Consider the following 25824-nt stretch of genomic DNA (forward strand, 5'->3'; position numbering starts at 1 on the left):
GGCCGGATACCATCTGGCCCCGATGGACACCGCAGAACAGCCGACGGAGCGCGACCGCTCCTCCCGCCCTTCCCAGTCCGAGGAGATCTCGGATCCGGAGGGGCCGGAGGAACGGTCGCGTTCTGCGTTGGGGGCCACCATGTCGGCACCCACCATGTCGGCACCCGCCGCGTCGGCCCCCACTGCGCCGGGGGCCGGAATCACGCAGTGGCTGCCCGGCGGACGACTCACCATGACCGCGCTGCTCTGCCTGGTGTTTCTGCTGCTGTTCAGCCGGTTTGTGATGCAGCCGTTCCAGATCCCCAGCAGCTCCATGGAACCCGCGTTCCAGGTGGGGGACCGCGTACTCGTGAACAAGTTGGCGTACCGTTTCGGTTCTGAGCCGCTCCGTGGTGACGTCGTGGTCTTCGACGGCACCGGTTACTTCGGCGACGCCGACTACATCAAGCGAGTCGTGGGCATAGGGGGAGACCATGTGGTCTGCTGCGACAGGCAGGGGAGGATCGAGGTGAACGACCGGTCGGTGGACGAGACGTACCTCTACCCGGGAGACACCCCCTCGCAGGTCACATTTGACGTCGTCGTGCCCGACGGCAGACTTTTCGTGCTCGGCGACCACCGCAGCGACTCGAGCGACTCCCGCGACCACCTCGGATCGCCCGGCGGTGGCATGGTCCCCGTCGACGACGTGATCGGAAGAGCTGACTGGATCGGCTGGCCCGTCGACCACTGGACCTCCCTCCAGCGTCCGGACGTCTTCGCGCGCGTGCCCGCCTCCGGCGGTGCGCATGGGTAGCCGCGGACGCCCGCGCGCCAGCCATCGCGCCGACACCAGGCTGCCCACCGGGTCCCGGCCCACCAGCGGCCCCGTACTGCCGGGCCGCGCCGAACGGCGCAGGCTCGCCCGCAAGGTCAAGCGGCGCCGACAGCGCTCCGCGCTGAAGGAGATCCCTCTTCTCGTAGGTGTCGCCCTGCTGATAGCCCTCGTCCTGAAGACCTTCCTCGTGCAGGCCTTCGTGATCCCGTCGGGCTCCATGGAGCAGACCATCAAGATCGGTGACCGGGTTCTCGTCGACAAGCTGACCCCGTGGTTCGGTGCGAAGCCGGAGCGCGGCGACGTCGTCGTCTTCAAGGACCCCGCGAAGTGGCTCGAGCAGGAGCAGAGCCAGCAGACGAACGATCCCGTGGGGGTCAAGCAGGTCAAGCAGGGGCTGACCTTCATCGGCCTGCTGCCATCCGACGACGAACGGGACCTGATCAAGCGTGTCGTCGCAGTCGGCGGCGACACGGTGAAGTGCTGCGACGAGCAGGGGCGGGTCACCGTCAACGGGGTCCCGCTGAACGAGCCGTACATCCACCCCGGCAACAAGCCGTCGGTGCTGGAGTTCGAGGTGCGCGTCCCTCAGGGGCGCCTCTGGGTGATGGGCGACCACCGGGCGAACTCCGCGGACTCCCGCTACCACCGGCACGAGCGCTTCAGCGGCACCGTCTCGGAGGACGAGGTCGTCGGCCGCGCGCTCGTCATCGCGTGGCCCGTGAACCACTGGCGCAGACTGGAAGAGCCGGAGACGTACGCGTCCGTGCCCGACGCGGGCGGCGGAACGACCACCGCGCTCGGGCCGTCGCATAGGCTGGCGTCCGCGGATCTCAACGGATTGATCCCGCTCCCGAGCCCTGCGGAACTCCCGCTCGTTATGGGAGTGGTGGGCCTGCGCCGTACGGGACGTGGGCTGCGGCACGGAGTGAGGAGTGGATGTGGGGGATTTGGCGGTCGGCGCACGGTCCGGACACGACGGCCCGGAGGACCAGCCAGGGCGTCCCGGCCGGCCGGGTGCGGCAGACGGCGTGATCCCCGGGCATGAGACCGGAAGCGGCGGCACTGGTGACGGTGATGGCGGAGACGGTGGCGCCGGCGGGGGCGGCGGTCGTCCCGGCGGCTCGGGCAGGCACGGTGGGCAGCCGAAGAAGCCGCGTTCCTTCTGGAAGGAGCTCCCGCTCCTCATCGGTATCGCGCTGCTCCTCGCGCTGCTGATCAAGACCTTCCTGGTGCAGGCGTTCTCGATCCCCTCGGACTCCATGCAGGACACGCTGCAGCGGGGCGACCGGGTGCTGGTCGACAAGCTGACCCCATGGTTCGGTTCGGAGCCGGAGCGCGGTGAGGTCGTCGTCTTCCATGACCCGGACAACTGGCTGGCGGGCGAGCCGACCCCCACGCCGAACCCGGTGCAGAAGTTCCTCGGCTGGATCGGTCTGATGCCGTCCGCGGAGGAGAAGGACCTCATCAAGCGGGTCGTCGCGGTGGGCGGCGACACCGTCGAGTGCAAGGGCACGGGCCCGCTCAGGGTCAACGGCAAGGTGCTGAACGAGCCCTACATCTACCCCACGAACACCCCGTGCAGCATGGACGACCAGGGCGGCCAGTTCAAGATCACGGTACCCAAGGGCAAAATCTGGGTCATGGGTGACCACCGGCAGAACTCGCTGGATTCCCGGTACCACCAGAACGACTCCAACGGCGGAGCCGTCCCCGTGGACAACGTCGTGGGCCGCGCCGTCGTGGTCGCCTGGCCGCCCACCCGCTGGGCCACGCTGCCGGTTCCCGACACCTTCGACCAGCCGGGTATCAACGCTGCCCTGGGTGCGGCTCCCGGGGCTCTGGGGCTGGCGGGCGCCGTGCCGGTCGTGATGTGGCGGCGGAGGCGGGTTGCCTCCGGTAACTCCGGGGTTTCTGGAGTGGGTACCGCCGGGTAGGGTGCCGTCCCAGATCACCGATCTTCCGCGGCCCGGACGACATGCCGCGAGGTCGAGTCTCCGACGTGGGAGAGCACTGGGATGAGCAGGACAAGTCGTACAGGCGAGGGGCCCGGCCGGCTCGGCAGCGTGCTGTCAGGGCTGGCCGTGGCCCTCGGCTGTGTGCTCTTCCTCGGAGGGTTCGTCTGGGGCGCCATCGTGTACCAGCCGTACACCGTGCCGACCGACTCGATGTCCCCCACGATCAGCGCGGGCGACCGCGTGCTGGCGCAGCGCATCGACGGCAGCCAGGTGCAGCGGGGCGACGTCGTCGTCTTCAGCCAGGCCTCCTGGGGCGACCTGCCCATGGTCAAGCGTGTGGTGGCCGTGGGCGGCGACAAGATCGCCTGCTGCACCGACGGGAAGCTGACGGTCAACGGCAAGGAGATCGACGAGCCGTATCTCGCCAAGGGCACGGAGGCGGAAGCAACCGGCATCCCGGCCACCACGGTGCCCAAGGGGCGGCTCTTCCTGCTGGGCGACGAGCGCAGCGGCTCGCTGGACTCGACCGCCCACCTCCAGGAGGTGGGCAATGGCTCCGTGCCGCGCAGCGCGGTGGCGGCCCGCGTCGACGCTGTGGCCTGGCCGCTCGACGGCATGCTCATCCGGCCCACGGGCTTCGAGGCGCTGCCCGGCGGCATCTCACAGCCGGGACCGCTGCGGCTCATGCTCGCCGCCGTGGCAGCGGGGGCCGTGCTCGTCCTTGGCGGGGCCGCGTACGGTCCGGTGGCCGCCCGCCTGGGGCGCAGCCGTGGCCGCAGTGGCGCCGGGCGGAGGGAGCCTGTGCGTGTCCGCTGAGGTGAGGGCCGGGTCGGGCGGCACTGGGCCAGACGGCAGCGGGGCGTTCGAGCCGGGGCAAGTGAACGGCGTGTTCGAGCCCGGTGCGGTGGCTGGTGGCGGTGTCAGCGAGCCGGGTGCCGAAAGAGGAGCGCCGGGGGAGCCCATGTCGTGGCGGAAAGTGGCGCGCGTCGTGCTGCTCGACCCGCAGGGGCGGATCCTTCTGCTGCACGGTCACGAGCCGGGTGATCCGGCGGACGACTGGTGGTTCACACCCGGCGGCGGGGTGGAGGGCGACGAGACCCGCGAGCAGGCGGCACTGCGCGAGCTCGCGGAGGAGACTGGCATCACGGAGGTCGCGCTGGGGCCGGTGCTGTGGCAGCGGACCTGCTCCTTCCCCTTCGCCGGGCAGCGCTGGAACCAGGACGAGTGGTACTACCTGGGTCGTACGACGCAGACGGCGACCGCGGCGACCGGGCTCACTGAGCTGGAGCGGCGCAGTGTTGCCGGAGCCCGTTGGTGGACGTGCCAGGAACTGACCGAGGCACATGAGACGGTGTATCCGACCAAACTCGCCGAGCTGTTCCGCAGACTGCTCGACGAGGGTCCTCCTGACCGGCCCGAGGTTCTGGACACCGAAATCGTCTAGGGGCCCGCGGGGCTGGTGGACAATAGGGGGACGCACGGCTGAAGGGGAACATGCCATGAGCGCCGAGGACCTCGAGAAGTACGAGACCGAGATGGAGCTGAAGCTCTACCGGGAGTACCGCGATGTCGTCGGTCTGTTCAAATACGTGATCGAGACCGAACGGCGCTTCTACCTCACCAACGACTACGAGATGCAGGTGCACTCGGTCCAGGGCGAGGTGTTCTTCGAGGTGTCCATGGCGGACGCCTGGGTGTGGGACATGTACCGTCCTGCCCGCTTCGTCAAGCAGGTACGGGTACTCACGTTCAAGGACGTGAACATCGAGGAGCTGAACAAGAGCGACCTGGAGCTCCCGGGCGGGTGACGGAGTTATCCACAACCGCCGGGTTGTCCACCAAGATCCAATAGGTGGCGGCGGATGCGTGACGGTTGGCGCCGGAGGTGGTGCCGACATGAACGCACGGAGCGCACTCGGCAAGTACGGCGAGAATCTGGCAGCACGGCGGTTGTCCGAGGCCGGGATGACGGTCCTGGAGCGCAACTGGCGCTGCGGCAGGACGGGCGAGATCGACATCGTGGCCAGGGACGGTGACGTCCTGGTCGTCTGCGAGGTGAAAACCCGCCGAGCAGGGTGTTTCGAGCATCCGATGGCCGCCGTCACACCGGTGAAGGCAGAGCGGCTGCGCGGGCTCGCGGAGCGATGGATCCAGGCGCACGGGGGTGCGCCGCCCGGAGGCGTGCGCATCGATCTCGTGGGCGTGGTGCTGCCCGGCCGCGGTGCGGCCGTGGTCGAGCATGTGCGGGGGGCGGCCTGATGGGATTCGCGCGTACGTGCTCGGTGGCGCTGGTGGGCGTCGAGGGCGTGGTCGTCGAGGTGCAGGCCGATCTGGAACCGGGCGTCGCCGCGTTCACGTTGGTGGGCCTTCCCGACAAGAGTCTCTCGGAGAGCCGGGACAGGGTCAGGGCCGCGGTGGTCAATTCGGGCGCGGAGTGGCCGCAGAAGAAGCTCACGGTCGGCCTGAGCCCGGCGTCGGTCCCCAAGGGCGGCAGCGGCTTCGATCTGGCCGTCGCATGCGCTGTCCTGGGGGCGGCCGAGCGGATCGACCCACGAGTGCTGTCCGACGTCGTCATGATCGGGGAGCTGGGTCTTGACGGACGGGTCCGGCCGGTTCGGGGAGTCCTGCCGGCCGTGCTGGCGGCGGCCGACGCGGGCTACGAACAGGTGGTGGTCCCGGAGTGCACGGCGGCGGAGGCCACGCTGGTCCCCGGCGTGTCCGTGCTGGGCGTCCGGAGCCTGCGGCAGCTGATCGCGGTACTGACGGACGAGCCGGTGCCGGAGGAGGAGCCGGAGGAGGAGGGGCGCCCCGATCCGCTGCTCGCCGGCCTCTGCATGCCCGGGGCGGGCCTGGGCACGGGCCTGAGCAGCATCGGCACCGTTGATCAGGAGCACGGTCACGATCTCGCCGATGTCGTCGGACAGTCGGCGGCGCGTACGGCGATGGAAGTCGCCGCCGCTGGCGGGCACCACGTATTCCTGCAAGGGCCCCCGGGAGCCGGAAAGACGATGCTGGCCGAACGCATGCCGGCCATCCTGCCTCGGCTGACCAGGGAGGAGTCCCTGGAGGTGACGGCGGTCCACTCGGTGGCCGGCATGCTGCCTCCCGGCAAGCCGCTGGTGGACAGCCCGCCTTACTGCTCCCCGCACCACTCGGCGACCATGCAGTCACTCGTCGGCGGCGGCCAGGGAGTGGCGCGGCCGGGGGCCGTGTCGCTCGCTCATCGCGGAGTGCTGTTCCTGGACGAAGCCCCCGAATTCAGCAGCCACGCCCTGGACGCCCTGCGCCAGCCGCTCGAATCGGGCCACGTGGTGATCGCGCGCAGCGCGGGCGTGGTGCGGCTGCCCGCCAGGTTCCTGATGGTGCTGGCCGCCAACCCCTGCCCCTGCGGCAGATACACGGTGGCGGGTGAGGGGTGCGACTGCCCGCCCTCGGTCATCCGCCGCTATCAGGCCAGGCTCTCCGGCCCGCTGCTCGACCGGGTCGATCTCCGGGTGGAGGTCGAGCGCGTCACCCGCTCCGAGCTGACGGCAAGCGGTGCAGGGGGCGAATCGACCCGCACCGTCGCCGAGCGGGTGCGCGTGGCGCGAGAGCGCTCGGCCGCGAGACTGGCGGGCACTCCCTGGCGAACGAACGGCGAGGTGCCCGGGCACGAGTTGCGCAGCAAGTGGCGGGCCCTACCGGGCGCGATGGCCGGGGCCGAGCGCGATCTCGAGCGCGGGCTGCTGACAGCACGCGGCCTGGACCGCGTCCTGCGCGTCGCCTGGACCGTCGCTGACCTGGCTGGGCACGACCGTCCCGATGCCGGCGACGTGGCCCTGGCACTGCAGCTGCGCACAGGGATTCAGCGCGGGGTACCGATGGCGATCGGCACCCCGCGATGAGCGGCGGCGGCGCGACGGACGAGGAGCGGCTGGCGAGAGTCACCCTGAGCCGGATCATCGAGCCGGGGGACGAGGCCGGGGGCAGATGGCTGCGGGAGTTCGGGGCCGTGCACGTGGCGCGGCGCATCGTCGAGGGCGAAGAGCCGTTGCCCGGTGTGTCCCCGAGGCGCTGGGCAGGGCTGCGGGCGAGGGCCGCCCATGCACGGCCCGAGCAGGACCTGGCCGTGGCGCGGGACGTGGGCGCACGGTTCGTATGCCCGGGGGACGTGGAGTGGCCGGCGCAACTGGAGGACCTGGGGGACACGCGACCGGTCGGGCTCTGGGTGCGCGGGCGGCCCTCGCTGCGGATATGGGCACTGCGCTCGGTCGCGGTCGTCGGAGCGCGAGCCTGCACCGAGTACGGCGCGCACATGGCCGCCGCCCTGAGCGCGGGTCTCGCCGAGCGCGGCTGGGTCGTAGTGTCCGGTGGTGCCTACGGGGTGGACGGCGCTGCCCACCGCGGGGCGCTCGGGGCCGGCGGTGCGACCGTCGCGGTGCTGGCGTGCGGCGTTGACCGGCCCTATCCACGGGGGCACACCCAGTTGATCGGGCGCATCGTGGAACAGGGACTGGTCGTGGGCGAGTTGCCACCAGGCGACCATCCGACGCCCAGCAGATTCATCCTCCGCAACAGGGTGATCGCCGCGCTCACCACGGGCACCGTCGTCGTCGAGGCGGCGTATCGCAGCGGTGCGCTCGTCACGGCGCGCAGTGCGCAGCGCATGGGGCGCCCGACGATGGGGGTGCCGGGTCCCGCCACCAGCGGGCTCTCCTCCGGGGTGCATGAACTGCTCCGCGGGGAGGCGGTCCTCGTCACGGACGCCGCGGAAGTGATCGAGCTGGTCGGGGACATCGGTGAGCTCGCTCCGGAGCGGCGTGGACCGGTGTTGCCGCGCGACCTGCTCGACCCTGGCGCCGCGCGGGTGCTGTCCGCGCTCCCTGCCGGTCAGGCCGCCGCAGTGGGCGACGTCGCCCGTGGCGCGGGTACGAGCGTGGATGACGCAGTCGCCAGGTTGTACGAACTCAGGTCACTGGGGTTCGTCGAACGACACGGCGATGGCTGGCAGTTGACACGCCAGGCGCTCGTGTCGGTCCCTCCGAATCACGGTTCCTTGTGACGGAGCGTGCCCTGCTCGCCTGGTGTCGGCCCGACGCCCTTGGCAGTTACCGCAGTTGGAGCTCCCCCACGGTCACGCACGGCGACGGGCGTGACCCGGCGGGGCGTCCGGCGGAACGTATCTTCACACGGGTGATCTGTCGGCCTTCGCGCACCGCGACACCCCAGTCACGCTACGCTCACGAGGATTCCGGCTCAGGACTCCGATTCACGCGGTCACTTGAGAATCGGGCCGGCACAGCCCGGCCCCACCCAGTTCACGGCAGAACGGCACAAGGCGACGAATGCCCCAGCACACCTCCGGGTCTGACCGGGCGGCAGTTCCCACCGCTGCCCGCGGCAGCGTGCGGCCTCCCGCCCCCTCGTCGCTCGACGAGTTGTGGAGGTCGTACAAGGCGACGGGTGACGAGCGGCTGCGTGAGCAGCTGATCCTGCACTACTCGCCGCTGGTCAAGTACGTCGCGGGCCGGGTGAGCGTCGGCCTGCCGCCCAATGTGGAGCAGGCGGACTTCGTCTCGTCCGGGGTCTTCGGCCTGATCGACGCGATCGAGAAGTTCGACATCGACCGCGAGATCAAGTTCGAGACGTATGCGATCACGCGCATCCGCGGCGCCATGATCGACGAGCTGCGGGCGCTGGACTGGATTCCGCGGTCAGTCCGTCAGAAGGCGCGCAATGTCGAGCGGGCCTACGCAACCCTCGAGGCGCAGCTGCGGCGGACGCCGACGGAGAACGAGGTGGCCGCGGAGATGGGCATCGCGGTGGAGGAACTGCACGCGGTTTTCAGTCAATTGTCGCTGGCCAACGTGGTGGCACTGGAGGAATTGCTGCACGTGGGGGGCGAGGGCGGGGACCGTCTGAGCCTCATGGACACGCTCGAGGACACCGCGGCCGACAACCCGGTGGAGGTGGCCGAGGACCGTGAGCTGCGGAGATTCCTCGCGCGGGCCATCAACACACTGCCGGAGCGTGAGAAGACCGTGGTGACCCTCTACTACTACGAGGGCCTCACGCTGGCCGAGATCGGCAACGTGCTCGGCGTGACGGAGAGCCGGGTGAGCCAGATCCACACGAAGTCCGTGCTCCAGCTGAGAGCGAAGCTGGCGAGCTTCGGGCGCTGACGGCACGTCCGAAACGCCGGATCATTCCCGGGTTTGCCGTAGGTGTGTGCGTACCGTTGTCTCCCTCGGCCCGCGCTGCGTCCGTACAGTGGATGCGTGCCAAGGATTCGAGCGGCCTCTGTGGCCGAGCACCGGTCGATGCAGCGCAGCGCCCTGCTGGACGCTGCGCGGTCCCTCCTGTCCGAGGGCGGTACAGAGGCGCTGACCTTCCCTGCTCTGGCCGAGCGCACAGGGTTGGCGAGGTCATCCGTCTACGAGTACTTCCGCTCCCGCGCCGCGGTCGTCGAAGAGCTCTGCGAGGTCGACTTCCCCGTGTGGGCGGCCGAGGTGGAGTCGGCCATGAAGCAGGCCGACGCGCCCGAGGGCAAGGTTGAGGCGTATGTGCGGACGCAGCTCGCACTCGTCGGGGACCGGCGGCACCGGGCCGTCGTCGCCATCTCCGCGAGCGAGCTCGACGCAGGTGCCCGGGAGAAGATCCGTGCCGCACACGGGGGCCTCGTCGCCATGATCGTCGAGGCGCTCGGACACATGGGTCACGCGGAGCCGCGGCTGGCCGCGATGCTGCTTCAGGGCATCGTCGATGCCGCGGTGCGCCGGATCGAGCTCGGCGTGGCCGAGAGCCCCGCTGCGATCACCGAGGCCGCGGTGACGATGGCTCTGCGCGGTGTCCAGGGATGACCTCGACCGGGTGATCCAGCGTCCACGGCCCGCGCTTCCCGTAGATGGCTGGGCCGCTCGGGTGTCGTGGGCGGCTCATTCAGGGCGGCTCACTCACTGCGTCCCTGCGGGCAGCGGAACCCCGGCCACCGGCAGCAGCCGCGAGGGGCCCCTGTTCAGCAGCCACGGCGGCAGGAGCGACAGCGGGTTCAGGTAGGTGTCGCCTCTCCGCAGCCCCCAGTGGAGGCACGCCGTGTCCGGGCAGTGGGAGCCGCCCGCTTCCACGGTGCCGATGATCTGGCCGGCCACCACCTCGTCGCCCTTCTCCACCTCCGCCCGTACGGGTTCGTAGGTGGTCCGCAGGGGCGGGTCGCCGGTGCCGTCCAGTTCCACGGCGATCACCCCGCGGCCCGCCACCCGGCCCGCGAAGGACACCCGGCCAGGCGCTCCAGCCCGCACCGGCGCCCCGGCGGCAGCGGCGAGGTCCACGCCACGGTGACCCGGGCCGTACTCCGTCGCCGGGGGCTCCCAGCCACGCACGACCACGGGCCGCACGCCCACCGGCCACACTTCCGCCACAGCGGGCACCGGCTCGGCGGGCCCAGCCCGCCCACGAACGCCCGGAACACCCCGAACACCCCGAACACCCCGAACGCCCTGAGTACTCTGGACCCGGCGCACCGCTCGGGCCGCCTCCACGGTCCCGCCCGCGGCGGTCGCAGTCGCTGCCTCCGCGAAGCCCGTCCCGGACCCCGTCCCGGACCCCGTCCCGGACCCCGCCCTGGGCGCCGCAACCGCGCCCAGCAGACCCACCACCGCAGTCGCAACCGCCACCGCCATGGCCATCCACAACCTGCTCATCCATCGCATGCGAGAACCGTGTCGCACCCCTGCTGATCCCGGGGATCATGGCCGGGATCTGTGGAGTACCGGCCGGTTGTGGACAGCTGCGTCACCCGGTGCCTCCAGGGTCCCGTACACTTCTGGTGGCGATCCGGGTCACCGGGTCGACTTCGCACGCCCCGATATCAGGCCCCTCCGTCAAAAGAGGAAAGCCGGTGTCAGCGCCTCTCGGTCCTTCGCGGCACGGCGTACAGCGGGCGTCAGGCGCGAGTGCCGTCCGGCACACGCGGCACAACCGAGAAACTCAAGGAGTACGGCCATGGCCGTCGTCACGATGCGGGAGCTGCTGGAGAGCGGCGTCCACTTCGGTCACCAGACCCGCCGTTGGAACCCGAAGATGAAGCGCTTCATCTTCACCGAGCGCAACGGCATCTACATCATCGACCTGCTCCAGTCGCTGTCGTACATCGACCGCGCCTACGAGTTCGTCAAGGAGACCGTCGCCCACGGCGGCACGGTCATGTTCGTCGGCACGAAGAAGCAGGCGCAGGAGGCCATCGCCGAGCAGGCCACCCGCGTCGGCATGCCCTACGTCAACCAGCGCTGGCTGGGCGGCATGCTCACCAACTTCTCGACCGTCTACAAGCGTCTGCAGCGCCTCAAGGAGCTCGAGCAGATCGACTTCGAGGACGTCGCGGCCTCCGGTCTGACGAAGAAGGAGCTCCTGGTCCTCTCCCGCGAGAAGGCCAAGCTGGAGAAGACCCTCGGCGGTATCCGCGAGATGCAGAAGGTGCCCAGCGCCGTCTGGATCGTGGACACCAAGAAGGAGCACATCGCGGTCGGTGAGGCCCGAAAGCTCAACATCCCGGTCGTCGCCATCCTCGACACCAACTGCGACCCCGACGAGGTCGACTACAAGATCCCGGGCAACGACGACGCGATCCGCTCCGTCACCCTGCTCACCCGTGTGATCGCCGACGCCGTCGCCGAGGGCCTCATCGCCCGTTCCGGTGCCGCCGCCGAGGCCAAGGGCGAGAAGGCCGCGGGCGAGCCGCTCGCCGAGTGGGAGCGCGACCTGCTCGAGGGCGAGAAGAAGGCCGACGAGGCTCCGGCCGCTGAGGCTCCTGCCGCCGAGGCTCCGGCCGCTGAGGCTCCGGCCGCCGAGGCCGAGAAGCCGGCCGAGGCCGCTGCCGAGGCTCCGGCCGCGGACGCCGAGCAGGCCTGACCCCAGGTTCGGTTGCTGACGGTGGGAGCGGCGTTACACAGCCCGCTCCCGCCGTTCACCCGTAGATCAGCGGCGAGTCACGGATCTGCACACGCGTGGAGACCGCGGCACCGTAGAAACCCGTAGAACCCGCAGATCTTCGATCTTCCAGACTTCGAGAAAGATTCACAGACTCATGGCGAACTACACCGCCGCCGACGTCAAGAAGCTCCGTGAGCTCACCGGCGCCGGCATGATGGACTGCAAGAAGGCGCTGGACGAGGCCGAGGGCAACGTCGACAAGGCCGTCGAGCTCCTCCGCGTCAAGGGCCAGAAGGGCGTCGCCAAGCGCGAGGGCCGCTCCGCTGAGAACGGCGCCGTCGTCTCCCTCATCGCCGACGACAACACCTCTGGTGTCATCGTCGAGCTGAAGTGCGAGACCGACTTCGTCGCCAAGGGCGAGAAGTTCCAGGCCGCCGCGAACGCCCTGGCCGCCCACGTCGCCAAGACCTCCCCGGCCGACATCGAGGCGCTGCTCGCGTCCGAGATCGAGCCCGGCAAGACCGTTCAGGCGTTCGTCGACGAGGCCAACGCCAACCTGGGCGAGAAGATCGTCCTGGACCGCTTCGCGCAGTTCTCGGGCGGCTACGTCACGGCGTACATGCACCGCACGATGCCGGACCTCCCGCCGCAGATCGGTGTCCTCGTCGAGCTCGACAAGGAGAACGCCGAGGTCGCCAAGGGCGTCGCGCAGCACATCGCCGCCTTCGCGCCGAAGTACCTCTCCCGCGAGGACGTCCCGGCCGAGGTCGTCGAGACCGAGCGCCGCGTCGCCGAGGAGACGACCCGCGCCGAGGGCAAGCCCGAGGCCGCCCTGCCGAAGATCGTCGAGGGTCGTGTGAACGGCTTCTTCAAGGAGGCCACCCTCCTGGGACAGCCGTACGCGCTCGACAACAAGAAGTCGGTCCAGCAGATCCTGAACGAGGCCGGTGTCACCCTGAAGCGCTTCTCGCGCATCAAGGTCGGCATCTGAGTCCGTACCGCGATCGACGGAAGACCCCGCTAGGGTCGACAGCAGTCGTCCGCGTACGCCACGCGCGCGTGCGCGACGGGCGACGGCAGAGCTGACGAGGAGGCCATTGCCGAGCATGGGTTGCGAACCACACCCCACCGGCAATGGCCTTCTTGGTATGTGCACCACGAGGAGATCTCCATGACCACCAGGGCCGACAAGGGCGAGAAGAGCGACGACGGCAAAGTGCCCGGCCGATTTCTGCTGAAGCTTTCCGGTGAGGCGTTCGCCGGCGGCGGGGGACTGGGCGTCGACCCCGACGTGGTGCACAAAATGGCCCGGGAGATCGCGGCCGTCGTCCGTGAGGGCGCGCAGATCGCCGTCGTCATCGGCGGTGGCAACTTCTTCCGTGGCGCCGAACTGCAGCAGCGCGGCATGGACCGGGCCCGTTCGGACTACATGGGCATGCTCGGCACGGTCATGAACTGCCTCGCCCTGCAGGACTTCCTGGAGAAGGAAGGCATCCAGTCCCGCGTCCAGACGGCCATCACCATGGGCCAGGTCGCGGAGCCGTACATCCCCCTGCGGGCCGTGCGCCACCTGGAGAAGGGCCGCGTGGTCATCTTCGGCGCCGGTATGGGCATGCCGTACTTCTCCACCGACACCACCGCAGCCCAGCGCGCCCTCGAGATCGACGCGGAAGCGCTGCTGATGGGTAAGAACGGTGTGGACGGGGTCTACGACTCGGACCCCAAGACCAACCCGGACGCGGTGAAGTTCGACGCCCTCGGCTACGGCGAGGTCATCACCCGCGACCTGAAGGTCGCCGATGCCACCGCCATCACCCTGTGCCGGGACAACAAGCTGCCCATCCTCGTCTTCGAACTCCTCACGGAGGGCAATATCGCGAGGGCCGTCAAGGGTGAGAAGATCGGCACGCTCGTGGGCGACCAGGGTGCCCGGGCCTGATCCACGGGACGCGACCGGGCCTTGATCCCGGGACGACCCCGTGAGGGGATGGACAAAGCCCTGCCGGTCGGACACCGTGCAGGAAAGAGACGCGACGCAGCCGGCCGCCCACTGGATGCCGGGCCCACTCAAGACACGCAGGAGCAAGTGGTGATCGAAGAGACCCTCCTCGAGGCCGAGGAGAAGATGGAGAAGGCCGTCGTGGTCGCCAAGGAGGACTTCGCCGCGATCCGCACGGGCCGTGCGCACCCGGCGATGTTCAACAAGATCGTGGCCGACTACTACGGCGCGATGACGCCGATCAACCAGCTGGCCTCGTTCTCTGTGCCCGAGCCGCGGATGGCCGTGGTGACCCCGTTCGACAAGAGCGCGCTGCGCAACATCGAGCAGGCCATCCGCGACTCCGACCTGGGCGTCAACCCGAGCAACGACGGCAGCATCATCCGAGTGGTCTTCCCGGAGCTCACCGAGGAGCGCCGCAAGGAGTTCATCAAGGTCGCCAAGACCAAGGGCGAGGACGCCAAGGTGTCGATCCGCTCGGTCCGCCGTAAGGCCAAGGACGCCATCGACAAGCTGATCAAGGACGGCGAGGTCGGCGAGGACGAGGGCCGCCGTGCGGAGAAGGAGCTCGACGACACCACCGCGAAGTACGTCGCTCAGGTGGACGAGCTGCTCAAGCACAAGGAATCAGAGCTGCTCGAGGTCTGATGAACGACTCTTCCTGGGGCGCGCCACCACAAGCCGGGTACTGGGGGCCTCCCGGCCAGGGGCCTGTCGCGGGAGCCGCCCCGGCGGGTCCCGCGTACGATGCGTATGGCGCCCAGCCTCCGCTGGAAACCCGCCCCATGCCCATCGTGTCCGACGTACCCGCGAGTGGCGGAGACCAGGATGACGACCGGGGGGCCGCGCGGCTGAGCGGCCCCCTGTTCCGCGACGAGGTGCCGACGCCGACGCCGCAGACGAACACGCAGCAGCCGCAGAAGCCGCAGGAGCCCATGCCCAGCGCCCCACAGCCCGTCCCCGCACCGCAGAAGAAGAGCGCGGGTCGCGATCTGAGTGCGGCCATAGGCGTCGGTGTCGGTCTCGGCGCGGTGATCCTCGCGTCCCTGTTCATCGTCAAGGCCGTCTTCGTCGGCGTCATAGCGATCGCTGTCGTCGTAGGCCTGTGGGAGCTCACCAAGCGGCTCAAGGAGCGCAAGGGCATCAAGGCGCCCCTGGTCCCGCTCGCAGTCGGCGGCGCGGCGATGGTCGTCGCCGGGTATCTCCGTGGTGCCGAGGGCGCCTGGGTCGCGATGGCGCTCACGGCGCTCGCCATCCTGGTCTGGCGGATGACGGAACCGCCCGACGGCTATCTCAGGGATGTCACGGCGGGTGCCTTCGCCGCCTTCTACGTGCCGTTCCTCGCGACCTTCGTCTCGCTGATGCTCACCGCGGACGACGGGCCGTGGCGCGTGCTGACGTTCCTGCTGCTGACGGTGGTCAGCGACACCGGGGCGTACGCGATCGGCTGGCGCTTCGGCAGCCATAAGCTCGCACCGCGCATCAGCCCTGGCAAGACGCGCGAGGGCCTGGTCGGCGCGGTGACGTTCGCGATGGCGGCCGGCGCGCTGTGCATGGAGTTCCTGATCGACGGCGGCACCTGGTGGCAGGGGCTGCTGCTCGGCCTCGCGGTCGCGGCGAGCGCCACGCTCGGCGACCTCGGCGAGTCGATGATCAAGCGGGACCTCGGCATCAAGGACATGGGCACGCTCCTCCCGGGCCACGGGGGGATCATGGACCGGCTGGACTCGCTGCTGCCGACGGCTCCGGTGGTGTGGTTGCTGTTGGTGCTGTTCGTGGGCGCCGGCTGACGTAGACCGCCTCATGGGCGGGCCTATAAGGTCCAGCTCATGGGGAGGGCACGTTTGGGGGACGACGGCAGGTACCACGGCGACCTGCCGTGCCGGTGGTGCGACACGCTCATCGACCAGGCCGGGCGGCGGAAGCCGCGCCTGTACTGCCGCGTTTCCCACCGCTGGAAGAGCTACGGGGCGTGGGTCGTCGGGGTGGTCGGCGGCATCTTCTGAGCGGATGGCCGACGTGGTGCCGGGGCCGGAACCGGGCGGCCCGGGCCACACCATTCGATCTGCGACACTGGTACGGCCATGCCTAAGCCCGGAGAACTCACTTTTGTCGCCCCCCGCGGAGCCAAGAAGCCCCCGCGGCACCTCGCCGACCTCACGCCCGCCGAGCGCAAGGAGGCCGTCGCCGCGATCGGCGAGAAGCCGTTCCGCGCCAAGCAGCTCTCGCAGCACTACTTCGCGCGGTATGCGCACGACCCGGCGGAGTGGACCGACATCCCCGCCGGTTCGCGCGGCAAGCTGCAGGACGCGCTGCTGCCCGAGCTGATGTCGGTTGTGCGGCACATCAGCTGTGACGACGACACGACGCGCAAGACGCTGTGGCGCCTGTTCGACGGCACGCTCGTCGAGTCGGTGCTGATGCGCTACCCGGACCGGGTGACCATGTGTATCTCGTCGCAGGCCGGGTGCGGCATGAACTGCCCGTTCTGCGCCACGGGACAGGCCGGCCTCGACCGGAACCTGTCGACGGCCGAGATCGTGCACCAGATCGTGGACGGCATGCGGGCGCTCAGGGACGGCGAGATACCGGGCGGTCCGGCACGGCTGTCCAACATCGTCTTCATGGGCATGGGCGAGCCCCTCGCCAACTACAACCGCGTGGTCGGCGCCATCCGGCGGCTCACCGATCCCGAGCCGGACGGCCTGGGTCTGTCCCAGCGTGGCATCACCGTCTCGACGGTCGGCCTGGTCCCCGCGATCCACCGCTTCGCGGACGAAGGCTTCAAGTGCCGCCTCGCCGTGTCGCTGCACGCGCCCGACGACGAGCTGCGCGACACCCTCGTACCGGTCAACACGCGCTGGAAGGTGCGCGAGGTCCTGGATGCCGCCTGGGAGTACGCGGCGAAGTCCGGCCGTCGTATCTCGATCGAGTACGCGCTGATCCGGGACATCAACGACCAGGCGTGGCGCGGTGATCTGCTCGGTCGGCTGCTCAAGGGCAAGCGGGTGCATGTGAACCTGATCCCGCTGAACCCGACGCCCGGGTCGAAGTGGACCGCGTCGCGGCCCGAGGACGAGAAGGCCTTCGTGGCCGCCATCGAGGCGCACGGTGTGCCGGTCACCATCCGGGACACCCGCGGTCAGGAGATCGACGGAGCCTGCGGACAGCTGGCTGCGTCCGAACGCTAGACCGGTACTCTGGGCTCCGGCATCCGCATACGGATCCGTTGCCTGGCGAATCCAAGGCCGATGTCTCCACATCGACATCTTCATATTCCGACAGGGGAGCGCCACAGCGCTGAGAGTGCGGCAGCCGGGGAACCGGTGGGCCGCAGACCCTCTGAACCTCGCCCGGGTCATTCCGGGTAGGAAGTTCGGTCTCTACTCAAGCTGTTGCGCCCTGCCCGCGGACCCTGAGGGGCCGTGGGCAGGGCCGCGTCTCTTCCTGGTCATCCCAGGAGGAAAAACTCAGTGAGCTCAGTGAGCACCGGCAAGGTGAGCACCAGCAAGGTCACCGGCAAGGTCACCCGTAAGAAGATCACGGCCGTCAGCCTGGCCACAGGACTCGGCCTCCTCACGCTCTCCGCGTGCGGCGGCTCCGACGGGCAGTCCGCCAAGGCGGAGTCGAAAACCGTGACGCTCGTCAGCCACGACTCCTTCGCCGCGTCCAAGGACGTACTGAAGGAGTTCGAGAAGCAGTCCGGCTACAAGGTCAAGGTGCTGAAGGACGGCGACGCCGGGCAGGCCGTCAACAAGGCGATCCTGACCAAGGACAATCCGCAGGGCGACGTGTTCTTCGGGGTCGACAACACGCTGCTTTCCCGCGCGCTCGACAACGGGCTCTTCCAGCCGTACGAGGCCAAGGGGCTCGAATCCGTCGCCGAGGACGTGCAGCTCGACAAGGACAAGCACCGCGTCACGCCGATCGACTCGGGCGAGATCTGCGTCAACTACGACAAGAAGTACTTCGCCGACCACAAGCTGGACCCGCCGGAGTCCTTCGACGACCTGACCAAGCCCGCGTACAAGAACCTCCTGGTCACCGAGAACGCCTCGACGTCCTCGCCCGGCCTCGGCTTCCTGCTCGGCACCGCCGCGCACTACGGCGACGACGGCTGGCAGGACTACTGGAAGAAGCTCAAGGCCAACGGCGTCAAGGTCGTCGACGGTTGGGAGCAGGCGTACAACGAGGAGTTCTCCGGCTCGGCCGGCGGCAAGCAGGCCGGAGGCGACCGGCCGCTGGTCGTCTCGTACGCCTCGTCGCCGCCCGTCGAGGCCATCTACTCCGACCCGCAGCCGAAGACCGCGCCGACGGGTGTTGCGACCGGCACCTGCTTCCGGCAGATCGAGTTCGCCGGGCTGCTCGGCAACGCGGCCAACGAGGAGGGCGGCAAGGCGCTGCTGGACTTCCTGATCAGCAAGAGGTTCCAGGAGGACATGCCGCTGAACATGTTCGTGGACCCTGTGCGGGAGGACGCCCAGGCGCCCGCGGACTTCGTCAAGTACGCCGTCAAGGTCGACGATCCGGAGACGATGGCGCCGGACACGATCGCCGACAACCGTGACCAGTGGGTCAAGTCGTGGACGTCGCTCGTACTGAAGTAAGGGCCGGTAAGGGCCGACGTCTCGGCCTGAGCCCGGTCCGCGGGAGCCTCGCGCGGCTCGGCCTCATGGCCCTGCCCGTCGCGTTCTTCGCGGCCTTCTTCGCCTACCCGGTGGCGGCGATCGTGGCGCGCGGCCTCAAGGTCGACGGTGCCTGGCAGTTCGGCCGTATCGCCGAGGTCGTGAGCCAGCCGGACATCCGGCACGTGCTGTGGTTCACGACCTGGCAGGCCCTCGCATCGACCGCGCTCACCCTGCTGATCGCGCTCCCGGCGGCGTATGTCTTCGCGCGGTTCGACTTCCCCGGCAAGCAGGTGCTGCGGGCGGTCGTCACCGTGCCGTTCGTGCTGCCCACCGTCGTGGCCGGCACGGCGTTCCTGGCGCTGCTGGGGAGGGGCGGGCTGCTCGACGAGATGTGGGGGGTGCGCCTGGACACGACGGTCTGGGCGATTCTCCTCGCGCACGTGTTCTTCAACTACGCGGTGGTCGTCCGCACAGTCGGCGGGCTGTGGAGCCAGCTGGATCCGCGCCAGGAGGAGGCCGCTCGGGTCCTCGGCGCCTCGCGGTTCGCGGCCTGGCGGAAGGTGACGCTGCCCGCGCTCGCGCCCGCCGTCGCCGCCGCCTCGCTGATGGTCTTCCTCTTCACCTTCACGTCCTTCGGCATCGTCCAGATCCTGGGCGGCCCTGCGTACTCGACCCTGGAGGTGGAGATCTACCGGCAGACGTCGCAGATCTTCGACCTCTCCACGGCCGCGGTGCTGACGCTTGTGCAGTTCGCCGCGGTCGGCGCGATTCTCGCGATCCATGCCTGGGCGGTGCGCCGCCGGGAGGCCGCGCTGCGGTTGGTGGACGCCTCCAGTACCACGCACAGGCCGCGCGGCGCCGGACAGCGAGCACTCCTGGGCGGAGTCCTGCTCACGATCGCCGCGCTGATCCTGCTGCCGCTCGGAGTGCTGGTCCAACGGTCGTTCAAGGGACCCGACGGCTACGGCTTCACGTACTTCCGGGCGCTGACCTCGGCAGACGGCGGCGCCTTCCTCGTGCCGCCCGTCGACGCGGTCGGGAACTCCCTGCAGTACGCGCTCGCGGCGACGGCCATCGCCGTGCTGATCGGCGGTTTGGCCGCGGCCGCCCTCACCCGACGCGCGGGCCGTTTCGTACGCGGGTTCGATGCGCTGCTGATGCTGCCGCTCGGCGTCTCGGCCGTCACCGTCGGCTTCGGTTTCCTCATCGCGTTGGACGAACCACCGCTGGATCTGCGCGCTTCTTGGATCCTGGTGCCGCTCGCCCAGGCGCTGGTCGGCGTGCCCTTCGTCGTACGCACCATGCTGCCCGTCCTACGAGCGGTGGACGAACGGCTGCGGGAGGCGGCGGCCGTGCTCGGGGCCTCGCCCTGGCGGGTGTGGCGCGAGGTCGACCTGCCGATGGTGCGGCGGGCGCTGCTCGTCGCGGCCGGCTTCGCCTTCGCCGTGTCCCTGGGCGAGTTCGGCGCCACGGTCTTCATCGCGCGGCCCGACAACCCGACGCTGCCGGTCGCCGTGGCCCGGCTCCTGGGACGCGCGGGGGAGCTCAACTACGGCCAGGCGATGGCCCTTTCGACGATCCTGATGGTGGTGTGCGCTGTGTCGCTGCTGCTCCTCGAACGTGTCCGGACCGTTTCCACGGCTTCCACGGGGGAGTTCTGATGCCGCCGGTGTCCAAATCCACTGAAACCACTGCCGTGTCATCCGGCGCTGCTCAGGCCCTGCTGCGGCTCGAGGGGGCGACCGTTCGATTCGGCGCGCGCGCCGCGCTCGACTCCGTCGATCTCGATGTCGCCGAGCACGAGATCGTGTGCGTGCTAGGGCCGAGCGGCAGCGGCAAGTCGACGCTGCTGAGGGTGGTCGCCGGGCTGCAGGACCTGGACTCGGGCCGGGTGTTCCTGGACGGCCGCGACCAGTCCGGGGTGGCCGCACACCGGCGGGGCGTCGGACTGATGTTCCAGGACCACCAGCTGTTCCCGCAGCGGGACGTCGGCGGCAACGTAGCCTTCGGGCTCCGGATGCACGGCGCCTCGCGGGCCGAACAGGACGTACGGGTCAAGGAGTTGCTGGAGCTCGTGGGCCTGCCCGGGGCGTCCCCGCGCACTGTGGCCGCGCTGTCCGGAGGCGAACAGCAGCGGGTCGCGCTGGCTCGCGCACTGGCGCCCCGCCCCCGCCTGCTCATGCTCGACGAGCCGCTCGGCCAGCTCGACCGGTCCCTGCGCGAACGCCTCGTCGTCGAACTCCGCGAGCTCTTCACAGAGCTGGGCACCACCGTGCTGGCCGTCACTCACGACCAGGGTGAGGCCTTCGCGCTCTCCGACCGGGTCGTGGTGATGCGCGACGGGCGGATCGCCCAGTCAGGTACGCCGCTCGAGGTGTGGCAGAACCCGGTGGACGAGTTCGTCGCGCGCTTCCTCGGCTTCGACAACGTGGTGGAGGCGACGGTCGGCACCGGGTCCGCGGACACCCCCTGGGGCAAGGTGCCCGTACCCGAAGGGACCCCGCAGGGCGACTGCAAGCTGCTCGTGCGCCCCGCGGGGGTCCGGCTCGTGCCCCCGCGCGAAGGGCTCGTCTGCACGGTGGCAGCACGCACCTTCCGCGGCACCCATGTCGCCGTACATCTCCAGCCGCGGGACGCGCCGCGACTGGAGGCGGCGTGCGCGCTGCGGGACGCGCCGGAGCCCGGAGCCGAGGTCGGCGTCGCGTTCGACGCGCAGGAGATCGTCGTGCTGCGGTGATCCTGCGGTACGTGCGGACGCGAAGCCTCCCCCGAAGCCTGCCGGGCTCCTGCCGCGGCAGGACCACCCTGTGAGCCCTGTCAGCCTTGTCAGCCCTGGACCTGCGACGGATCCATCCACATGACCTCCCACGTGTGACCGTCGAGGTCGTCGAACGCCCGGCCGTACATGGTGCCGTAGTCCTGTGTCTCGCCCGACACCGAACCGCCGGCCGCCACCGCCGTCTCGACCAGCTCGTCGACCTTCTCGCGGCTCTCGGCGCTCAGACAGAGCAGCACCTCGCTGGTCTTCGTCGAGTCGGCGATCTCCTTCTTCGTGAAGTCCTGGTAGCGCGGCTTGCTCAGGAGCATCGCAATGATCGTGTCGCTGATCACCACGCAGGCGCAGTCGTCGGTGGTGAACTGGGGGTTGATCGTGTAGCCGAGCTCCGTGAAGAACTTCTTCGAGGCGTCGACGTCGTTCACTGCCAGGTTCACGAAGATCATCTGCTGGTACATCAGGGTCTCTCCCGTTGTGTGAGGTGCGGTACGGAGGGATAGACCGGGGCCCGGCACAGAACTCATCGGTGCCGGGCACTTTCTTGCTCAGGAAATCAGCGGCCTCGCTCGGGAGACCACAGGGGCCTCGCTCGGGACATCACAGCGGCCTCGCTCGGGAAATGACAGCGGCCTCGCTCAGGACATCAGCGGGACCGCCGACAGCTCCGCAACCGCCCAGGTCAGTGGCCCGAACACGACGAACAGCGTGCCCGCTCGCAGCGACGCCGCCCCGCGCAGCATCTTCGCGGGCGCACCCATCTGTGTCAGGGCCGCCGTCGTGTCCGCGTGGAACTGCCTGGACTCCACCGCGGCCGTCAGTAGCGTCGCGACGGCGCAGACCGCGACCACCAGCGCCCCGAGGAGGGTGAGCGGACCGATTTCCAGCTGATCCCCGCCGTACAGCCGGCCGACGGCGTACAGCCCAGAGGCCACCGCGCACACCAGGCCGAGCGGCCGTCCGATGCGCTGCGCCTCAGTCTGCAGCACACGGCCCGCGAGCATCCGCAGTGCACCGGGCCGCACCGCCTGCAGCATCCGGCCGCACAGATGAGTGAGGCCCGGCCCGGACAGCGCAAGACCGAGTGCGGTGAGGCACCAGCCGACGATCGCTCCTGTGGAGCTGCCGCCGAGACCTCCCGCCCCCGGCAGACCGGCTGCACCGGTGCGGGGACCGGCGTACATCTCCGCGGCGAGGCCGACGGCGAGCAGGGCCACTCCCCAGGACAGCCCGCCCGGGGCGGGCAGCGGCGCCCGCGGCCCGATCGGTTCGGGTGTCTCTGTGGCCTTGCGGGCACCTGGGCGCAGAACGAAGACGGCAGCGACGGACGCGGTCAAGGGGACGAGTGCGAGCAGGGTGATCACGGCGGGTACCGGCAAGGGCTGGTGGGCGGCGAGGAGTTCGGCCGCGGCACCGTCGAACGGCATCCCTGTCAGATCGCCGCGCAGATGCAGGAAGAACAGCAGCGCCAGCAGCGAGCCGAGGGTGCAGGCCAGCGTGGTGGACGTCACCGCCAGCATCATCAGCCGGACCGGGCCGAGCCCGATCGCCGAGAGCCCGGTGCGGGGGCGGGCGCCCGGGTCGCTGCGGGCCACCGAGACGGCGAAGTACACGGTGGCGGCGAGCGGCACCATGCACCAGGCGAGACGGGCGGCGGATTCCGTGGGCGCTTCGGGATGCCCCATCGCGTACCCCAGCGCGCACAGCAGCAGGAAACCGGTGCCGGCGGAGGCGACCGAGACCAGCAGTCTGCTGAGCTGGACGAGGGGCCTGGCGCCGCGGGCTAGACGGAGAGCGAGCACGCGGCAGAGCCTTCCGCGTCGGCGTCAGTGGGCAGGTTGACCGTGTTCACGCGCCGCCCGTCGAGCAGCGACACCGTGCGGTCCGCGACGGATGCGATCCCCGGGTCATGCGTGGCCAGTACGACCGTGATGCCGTGCGAGCGGGCCGCGGCGGTCAGCGTGTGCAGGACCTGGGCGCGGTCGGCGCGGTGCAGCGGCGCGGTGGGCTCGTCGGCGAAGAGCACGGTCGGCGTGGTGATCAGGGCACGGGCGATCGCGATGCGCTGCCGCTCGGCCTGCAGGAGGGCATGCGGCCGCTTGGGGGCGCACTCCTCGATGTCCAGGCGCTCCAGCCACTCCAGGGCGGCGGTCCTGGAGATACGGCGTGAGATGCCGCGCAGCATCAGCGGCAGCGCCGCGTTCTCCCAGGCCTTCAGCTCCGGTACGAGATGGGGGACCGGGTCGATCCAGCCGAACCGTTCGCGCCGCAGCTGCTCCCGGACGATCGGGCTCATGTTGTGCACGGGTGCGCCGTTGAACCAGACCTCGCCCTGCTCGGGCACGAACTGGCCGGACAGGCACCGCAGCAGCGTCGTCTTTCCGCTGCCGCGGGGGCCGACGACGGCGAGGATCTCACGCTCGCGGACGCCGACAGAGACACCGGCCAGCGCGGGGGAACCGTTGTGGGAGAAGTGCAGGGAACGTGCCCAGATCACGTCGTTGTCCGGCGGGGCCACCATGGCGAACACCTCGGTTCAGTTCGGTTGTCGCGTCCCCCGCACGGGGGAACGAAGGCGGGACCGATGGGTTACTGCACCGTAGGGTTCGGAGCCGGGGGTCCTGGGAAGCACACGGCCCGGGTGCGCCCTTCTCACTCGAAAAGGGGCACCCGGGCCATGGGAACCGGGGGACGACCGGATCAGATCTTCGTCCAGGCCTCCGTGAGCACCCGGCGGATGATCGACTCGATCTCGTCGAACGTCGCCTGGTCCGCGGTCAGCGGCGGCGACAGCTGGATGACCGGGTCACCGCGGTCGTCGGCGCGGCAGTACAGGCCGTACTCGAAGAGCTTCTTGGAGACGAAGCCGTAGAGGATGCGCTCCGACTCCTCGTCCGTGAAGGACTCCTTGGTGGCCTTGTCCTTGACGAGCTCGATGCCGTAGAAGAAGCCGTTGCCGCGGACGTCGCCGACGATCGGCAGGTCGTGCAGCTTCTCCAGGGTCGCCCGGAAGGCGTCCTCGTTGTCCAGCACGTGCTGGTTGAGGCCCTCCTGCTCGAAGATGTCGAGGTTGGCGAGCGCCACGGCGGCGGAGACCGGGTGGCCGCCGAACGTGTAGCCGTGCAGGAACGTGTTGTCGCCCTTGTAGAACGGCTCGGCGAGCCGGTCGGAGACGATGCACGCGCCGATGGGGGAGTAGCCGGACGTCATGCCCTTGGCGCAGGTGATCATGTCCGGGACGTAGCCGAACTTGTCGCACGCGAACATCGTGCCGAGGCGGCCGAAGGCGCAGATGACCTCGTCCGACACGAGCAGCACGTCGTACTGGTCGCAGATCTCGCGTACGCGCTGGAAGTAGCCGGGCGGCGGCGGGAAGCAGCCGCCGGCGTTCTGCACCGGCTCCAGGAAGACCGCGGCGACGGTGTCCGGGCCCTCGAAGAGGATCTGCTGCTCGATCTGGTCGGCGCACCAGCGGCCGAAGGCCTCGGGGTCGTCGCCGAAGATCGGGGCGCGGTAGATGTTCGTGTTCGGCACCTTGTGCGCGCCCGGGACGAGCGGCTCGAAGGGGGCCTTCAGGCCGGGCAGGCCGGTGATGGACAGGGCGCCCTGCGGGGTGCCGTGGTAGGCGACGGCCCGCGAGATGACCTTGTACTTGGTCGGCTTGCCCTGCAGCTTGAAGTACTGCTTGGCGAGCTTCCAGGCGGTCTCGACCGCCTCGCCGCCGCCGGTGGTGAAGAAGACCTTGTTGAGGTCACCGGGTGCGTGGCCCGCGAGGCGCTCGGCGAGCTCGACCGCCTTGGGGTGGGCGTACGACCAGATGGGGAAGAAGGCCAGCTCCTGCGCCTGCTTGAAGGCCGTCTCGGCGAGCTCGGTGCGGCCGTGGCCCGCCTGCACCACGAACAGGCCGGCCAGGCCGTCGAGGTAGCGCTTGCCCTTGTCGTCGTAGATGTAGGTTCCCTCGCCCCGCACGATGGTCGGCACGGGCGCGTTCTCGTACGAGGACATGCGGGTGAAGTGCATCCACAGGTGGTCGTACGCGGCTTTGCTGAGGTCCTTGCTCACGGCTATCGGGTTCCCCACATATAGGTCTGCTTCTTGAGCTTGAGGTAGACGAAGCTCTCGGTGGAGCGCACTCCGGGAATGGCCCGGATGCGTTTGTTGATGACGTCCAGAAGGTGGTCGTCGTCCTCACAGACGATCTCCACCAGGAGGTCGAACGAGCCCGCCGTCATCACCACGTACTCGACTTCCGACATGGCAGTCAGTTCTTCCGCCACAGGGTCCAGGTCGCCCTCGACGTTGATCCCGACCATCGCCTGCCGGCGGAAGCCCACGGTGAGCGGGTCCGTGACGGCGACGATCTGCATGACACCCTGGTCGAGCAGCTTCTGCACCCGCTGGCGGACGGCGGCCTCCGAGAGACCGACGGCCTTGCCGATGGCGGCGTACGGCCGGCGGCCGTCCTCCTGGAGCTGTTCGATGATGGCGAGGGAGACGGCGTCGAGCTGAGGCGATCCGTTTCCGCTCCGGGAGTCCCTGGAGCTGCTGGAGTACCTCGAGCTCCCGGAATCCTTCGCGGTCCTGGGGTCACTGGGGTCTGCACTTCGACTGGCCACGAGCTCACTGTGCACGAGGACTCGTCACTTCCGCAAGGCCGAACCGATGAAATCCGTTGTTTACGGGTCTGTGATTCACGGAATCCGTACTTGGCTCTGGTCGGGTGTGTTGAAAACGTCGGTGAACGG

The 25824-nt window shown here is 69.6% G+C and carries 27 protein-coding genes; 21 read left to right on the forward strand and 6 right to left on the reverse strand.

Annotated elements, in window-relative coordinates:
• The first annotated feature begins 22 nt into the window (after nt 1-22).
• The 11 genes from lepB (ACSMXV_RS29770) (at nt 23) to ACSMXV_RS29820 (ending at nt 9611) form a co-directional block, all read left to right on the forward strand.
• Nucleotides 23-796: a signal peptidase I gene (lepB, locus tag ACSMXV_RS29770; RefSeq protein ID WP_473174245.1), complete on the forward strand. Its 774-nt coding sequence runs from the start codon at nt 23-25 to the stop codon at nt 794-796.
• Entirely contained in the window at nt 789-1862 is a 1074-nt protein-coding gene (gene lepB, locus ACSMXV_RS29775; protein WP_473174246.1) for a signal peptidase I, read from the forward strand. The genes lepB (ACSMXV_RS29770) and lepB (ACSMXV_RS29775) overlap by 8 nt, the downstream gene beginning before the upstream one ends.
• Nucleotides 1756-2751, forward strand: a complete 996-nt coding sequence (gene lepB, locus ACSMXV_RS29780) for a signal peptidase I (protein WP_473174247.1) — start codon at nt 1756-1758, stop codon at nt 2749-2751. The genes lepB (ACSMXV_RS29775) and lepB (ACSMXV_RS29780) overlap by 107 nt, the downstream gene beginning before the upstream one ends.
• A gap of 81 nt (nt 2752-2832) precedes the next feature.
• Nucleotides 2833-3588: a signal peptidase I gene (lepB, locus tag ACSMXV_RS29785; protein ID WP_473174248.1), complete on the forward strand. Its 756-nt coding sequence runs from the start codon at nt 2833-2835 to the stop codon at nt 3586-3588.
• A 145-nt stretch (nt 3589-3733) separates the two neighbouring features.
• Complete coding sequence (locus ACSMXV_RS29790) at nt 3734-4216, forward strand: NUDIX hydrolase (RefSeq protein WP_473174249.1); 483 nt, start codon at nt 3734-3736, stop codon at nt 4214-4216.
• A 55-nt stretch (nt 4217-4271) separates the two neighbouring features.
• Entirely contained in the window at nt 4272-4580 is a 309-nt protein-coding gene (locus tag ACSMXV_RS29795; protein ID WP_003965949.1) for a DUF2469 domain-containing protein, read from the forward strand.
• A gap of 88 nt (nt 4581-4668) precedes the next feature.
• Nucleotides 4669-5031 carry a YraN family protein gene (locus ACSMXV_RS29800; RefSeq protein WP_473174250.1) on the forward strand — a complete coding sequence of 121 codons (363 nt, stop codon included), beginning with the start codon at nt 4669-4671 and terminating at the stop codon, nt 5029-5031.
• Nucleotides 5031-6656, forward strand: coding sequence for a YifB family Mg chelatase-like AAA ATPase (locus ACSMXV_RS29805; RefSeq protein WP_473174251.1), 1626 nt, complete (start codon nt 5031-5033; stop codon nt 6654-6656). The genes ACSMXV_RS29800 and ACSMXV_RS29805 overlap by 1 nt, the downstream gene beginning before the upstream one ends.
• Nucleotides 6653-7813 carry a DNA-processing protein DprA gene (gene dprA, locus ACSMXV_RS29810; protein WP_473174252.1) on the forward strand — a complete coding sequence of 387 codons (1161 nt, stop codon included), beginning with the start codon at nt 6653-6655 and terminating at the stop codon, nt 7811-7813. The genes ACSMXV_RS29805 and dprA overlap by 4 nt, the downstream gene beginning before the upstream one ends.
• A gap of 283 nt (nt 7814-8096) precedes the next feature.
• On the forward strand, nt 8097-8933 hold the full coding sequence (whiG, locus tag ACSMXV_RS29815; RefSeq protein WP_181655717.1) for an RNA polymerase sigma factor WhiG: 837 nt from the start codon (nt 8097-8099) through the stop codon (nt 8931-8933).
• Nucleotides 8934-9053: 120 nt separating this feature from the next.
• Nucleotides 9054-9611, forward strand: a complete 558-nt coding sequence (locus ACSMXV_RS29820) for a TetR/AcrR family transcriptional regulator (RefSeq protein ID WP_473179102.1) — start codon at nt 9054-9056, stop codon at nt 9609-9611.
• Between the two features lie 93 nt (nt 9612-9704).
• On the opposite strand, the gene ACSMXV_RS29825 is transcribed toward ACSMXV_RS29820, so the two are convergent.
• Nucleotides 9705-10178, reverse strand: coding sequence for a M23 family metallopeptidase (locus ACSMXV_RS29825; protein WP_473174253.1), 474 nt, complete (start codon nt 10176-10178; stop codon nt 9705-9707).
• Between the two features lie 574 nt (nt 10179-10752).
• On the opposite strand from ACSMXV_RS29825, the gene rpsB reads away from it, so the two are divergent.
• The 10 genes from rpsB to ACSMXV_RS29875 all read left to right on the forward strand — a co-directional run bounded on the left by rpsB (nt 10753) and on the right by ACSMXV_RS29875 (nt 21043).
• Nucleotides 10753-11658 (forward strand): 30S ribosomal protein S2, encoded by a 906-nt coding sequence (gene rpsB / locus ACSMXV_RS29830; RefSeq protein WP_181655718.1) that lies wholly within the window; start codon nt 10753-10755, stop codon nt 11656-11658.
• A 175-nt stretch (nt 11659-11833) separates the two neighbouring features.
• On the forward strand, nt 11834-12670 hold the full coding sequence (tsf, locus tag ACSMXV_RS29835) for a translation elongation factor Ts (protein WP_181655719.1): 837 nt from the start codon (nt 11834-11836) through the stop codon (nt 12668-12670).
• Between the two features lie 180 nt (nt 12671-12850).
• Nucleotides 12851-13618 (forward strand): UMP kinase, encoded by a 768-nt coding sequence (gene pyrH / locus ACSMXV_RS29840; protein ID WP_181655720.1) that lies wholly within the window; start codon nt 12851-12853, stop codon nt 13616-13618.
• Nucleotides 13619-13768: 150 nt separating this feature from the next.
• A complete protein-coding gene (gene frr, locus ACSMXV_RS29845; protein WP_181866548.1) occupies nt 13769-14326 on the forward strand; it encodes a ribosome recycling factor in 558 nt (185 codons plus the stop codon).
• Nucleotides 14326-15468: a phosphatidate cytidylyltransferase gene (locus tag ACSMXV_RS29850; RefSeq protein WP_473174254.1), complete on the forward strand. Its 1143-nt coding sequence runs from the start codon at nt 14326-14328 to the stop codon at nt 15466-15468. The genes frr and ACSMXV_RS29850 overlap by 1 nt, the downstream gene beginning before the upstream one ends.
• Nucleotides 15469-15507: 39 nt before the next feature.
• Complete coding sequence (locus tag ACSMXV_RS29855; protein ID WP_473174255.1) at nt 15508-15684, forward strand: hypothetical protein; 177 nt, start codon at nt 15508-15510, stop codon at nt 15682-15684.
• A 78-nt stretch (nt 15685-15762) separates the two neighbouring features.
• Nucleotides 15763-16869, forward strand: a complete 1107-nt coding sequence (rlmN, locus tag ACSMXV_RS29860) for a dual-specificity RNA methyltransferase RlmN (RefSeq protein ID WP_473174256.1) — start codon at nt 15763-15765, stop codon at nt 16867-16869.
• 348 nt (nt 16870-17217) lie between these two features.
• Entirely contained in the window at nt 17218-18285 is a 1068-nt protein-coding gene (locus ACSMXV_RS29865; protein WP_473179103.1) for a thiamine ABC transporter substrate-binding protein, read from the forward strand.
• On the forward strand, nt 18261-19967 hold the full coding sequence (locus ACSMXV_RS29870) for an ABC transporter permease (RefSeq protein ID WP_473174257.1): 1707 nt from the start codon (nt 18261-18263) through the stop codon (nt 19965-19967). Before ACSMXV_RS29865 ends, ACSMXV_RS29870 begins: the two co-directional genes overlap by 25 nt.
• An 8-nt stretch (nt 19968-19975) precedes the next feature.
• Nucleotides 19976-21043 (forward strand): ABC transporter ATP-binding protein, encoded by a 1068-nt coding sequence (locus ACSMXV_RS29875; protein WP_473174258.1) that lies wholly within the window; start codon nt 19976-19978, stop codon nt 21041-21043.
• A gap of 89 nt (nt 21044-21132) precedes the next feature.
• On the opposite strand, the gene ACSMXV_RS29880 is transcribed toward ACSMXV_RS29875, so the two are convergent.
• From ACSMXV_RS29880 to ACSMXV_RS29900, 5 genes are all read right to left on the reverse strand, one after another.
• Complete coding sequence (locus ACSMXV_RS29880; protein WP_473174259.1) at nt 21133-21540, reverse strand: VOC family protein; 408 nt, start codon at nt 21538-21540, stop codon at nt 21133-21135.
• A gap of 177 nt (nt 21541-21717) precedes the next feature.
• Entirely contained in the window at nt 21718-22881 is a 1164-nt protein-coding gene (locus tag ACSMXV_RS29885) for a hypothetical protein (RefSeq protein WP_473174260.1), read from the reverse strand.
• Entirely contained in the window at nt 22863-23600 is a 738-nt protein-coding gene (locus ACSMXV_RS29890) for an ABC transporter ATP-binding protein (RefSeq protein ID WP_473174261.1), read from the reverse strand. Before ACSMXV_RS29890 ends, ACSMXV_RS29885 begins: the two co-directional genes overlap by 19 nt.
• Before the next feature lie 179 nt (nt 23601-23779).
• Entirely contained in the window at nt 23780-25159 is a 1380-nt protein-coding gene (locus ACSMXV_RS29895; protein WP_473174262.1) for an aspartate aminotransferase family protein, read from the reverse strand.
• Nucleotides 25144-25710, reverse strand: coding sequence for an Lrp/AsnC family transcriptional regulator (locus tag ACSMXV_RS29900; RefSeq protein ID WP_473174263.1), 567 nt, complete (start codon nt 25708-25710; stop codon nt 25144-25146). Before ACSMXV_RS29900 ends, ACSMXV_RS29895 begins: the two co-directional genes overlap by 16 nt.
• Between the last annotated feature and the right edge of the window lie 114 nt (nt 25711-25824).

The organism is Streptomyces sp. DSM 42067 (assembly GCF_055792885.1).

What these genes read in the sequence shown, in the direction of transcription:
- lepB (WP_473174245.1), top strand. Translation starts at nt 23, where the DNA reads ATGGACACCGCAGAACAGCCGACGGAGCGCGACCGCTCCTCCCGCCCT.
- lepB (WP_473174246.1), top strand. Translation starts at nt 789, where the DNA reads ATGGGTAGCCGCGGACGCCCGCGCGCCAGCCATCGCGCCGACACCAGG.
- lepB (WP_473174248.1), top strand. Translation starts at nt 2,833, where the DNA reads ATGAGCAGGACAAGTCGTACAGGCGAGGGGCCCGGCCGGCTCGGCAGC.
- ACSMXV_RS29790 (WP_473174249.1), top strand. Translation starts at nt 3,734, where the DNA reads ATGTCGTGGCGGAAAGTGGCGCGCGTCGTGCTGCTCGACCCGCAGGGG.
- ACSMXV_RS29795 (WP_003965949.1), top strand. Translation starts at nt 4,272, where the DNA reads ATGAGCGCCGAGGACCTCGAGAAGTACGAGACCGAGATGGAGCTGAAG.
- ACSMXV_RS29800 (WP_473174250.1), top strand. Translation starts at nt 4,669, where the DNA reads ATGAACGCACGGAGCGCACTCGGCAAGTACGGCGAGAATCTGGCAGCA.
- ACSMXV_RS29805 (WP_473174251.1), top strand. Translation starts at nt 5,031, where the DNA reads ATGGGATTCGCGCGTACGTGCTCGGTGGCGCTGGTGGGCGTCGAGGGC.
- dprA (WP_473174252.1), top strand. Translation starts at nt 6,653, where the DNA reads ATGAGCGGCGGCGGCGCGACGGACGAGGAGCGGCTGGCGAGAGTCACC.
- whiG (WP_181655717.1), top strand. Translation starts at nt 8,097, where the DNA reads ATGCCCCAGCACACCTCCGGGTCTGACCGGGCGGCAGTTCCCACCGCT.
- rpsB (WP_181655718.1), top strand. Translation starts at nt 10,753, where the DNA reads ATGGCCGTCGTCACGATGCGGGAGCTGCTGGAGAGCGGCGTCCACTTC.
- tsf (WP_181655719.1), top strand. Translation starts at nt 11,834, where the DNA reads ATGGCGAACTACACCGCCGCCGACGTCAAGAAGCTCCGTGAGCTCACC.
- pyrH (WP_181655720.1), top strand. Translation starts at nt 12,851, where the DNA reads ATGACCACCAGGGCCGACAAGGGCGAGAAGAGCGACGACGGCAAAGTG.
- ACSMXV_RS29850 (WP_473174254.1), top strand. Translation starts at nt 14,326, where the DNA reads ATGAACGACTCTTCCTGGGGCGCGCCACCACAAGCCGGGTACTGGGGG.
- ACSMXV_RS29855 (WP_473174255.1), top strand. Translation starts at nt 15,508, where the DNA reads ATGGGGAGGGCACGTTTGGGGGACGACGGCAGGTACCACGGCGACCTG.
- rlmN (WP_473174256.1), top strand. Translation starts at nt 15,763, where the DNA reads ATGCCTAAGCCCGGAGAACTCACTTTTGTCGCCCCCCGCGGAGCCAAG.
- ACSMXV_RS29880 (WP_473174259.1), bottom strand. Translation starts at nt 21,540, where the DNA reads ATGTACCAGCAGATGATCTTCGTGAACCTGGCAGTGAACGACGTCGAC.
- ACSMXV_RS29890 (WP_473174261.1), bottom strand. Translation starts at nt 23,600, where the DNA reads ATGGTGGCCCCGCCGGACAACGACGTGATCTGGGCACGTTCCCTGCAC.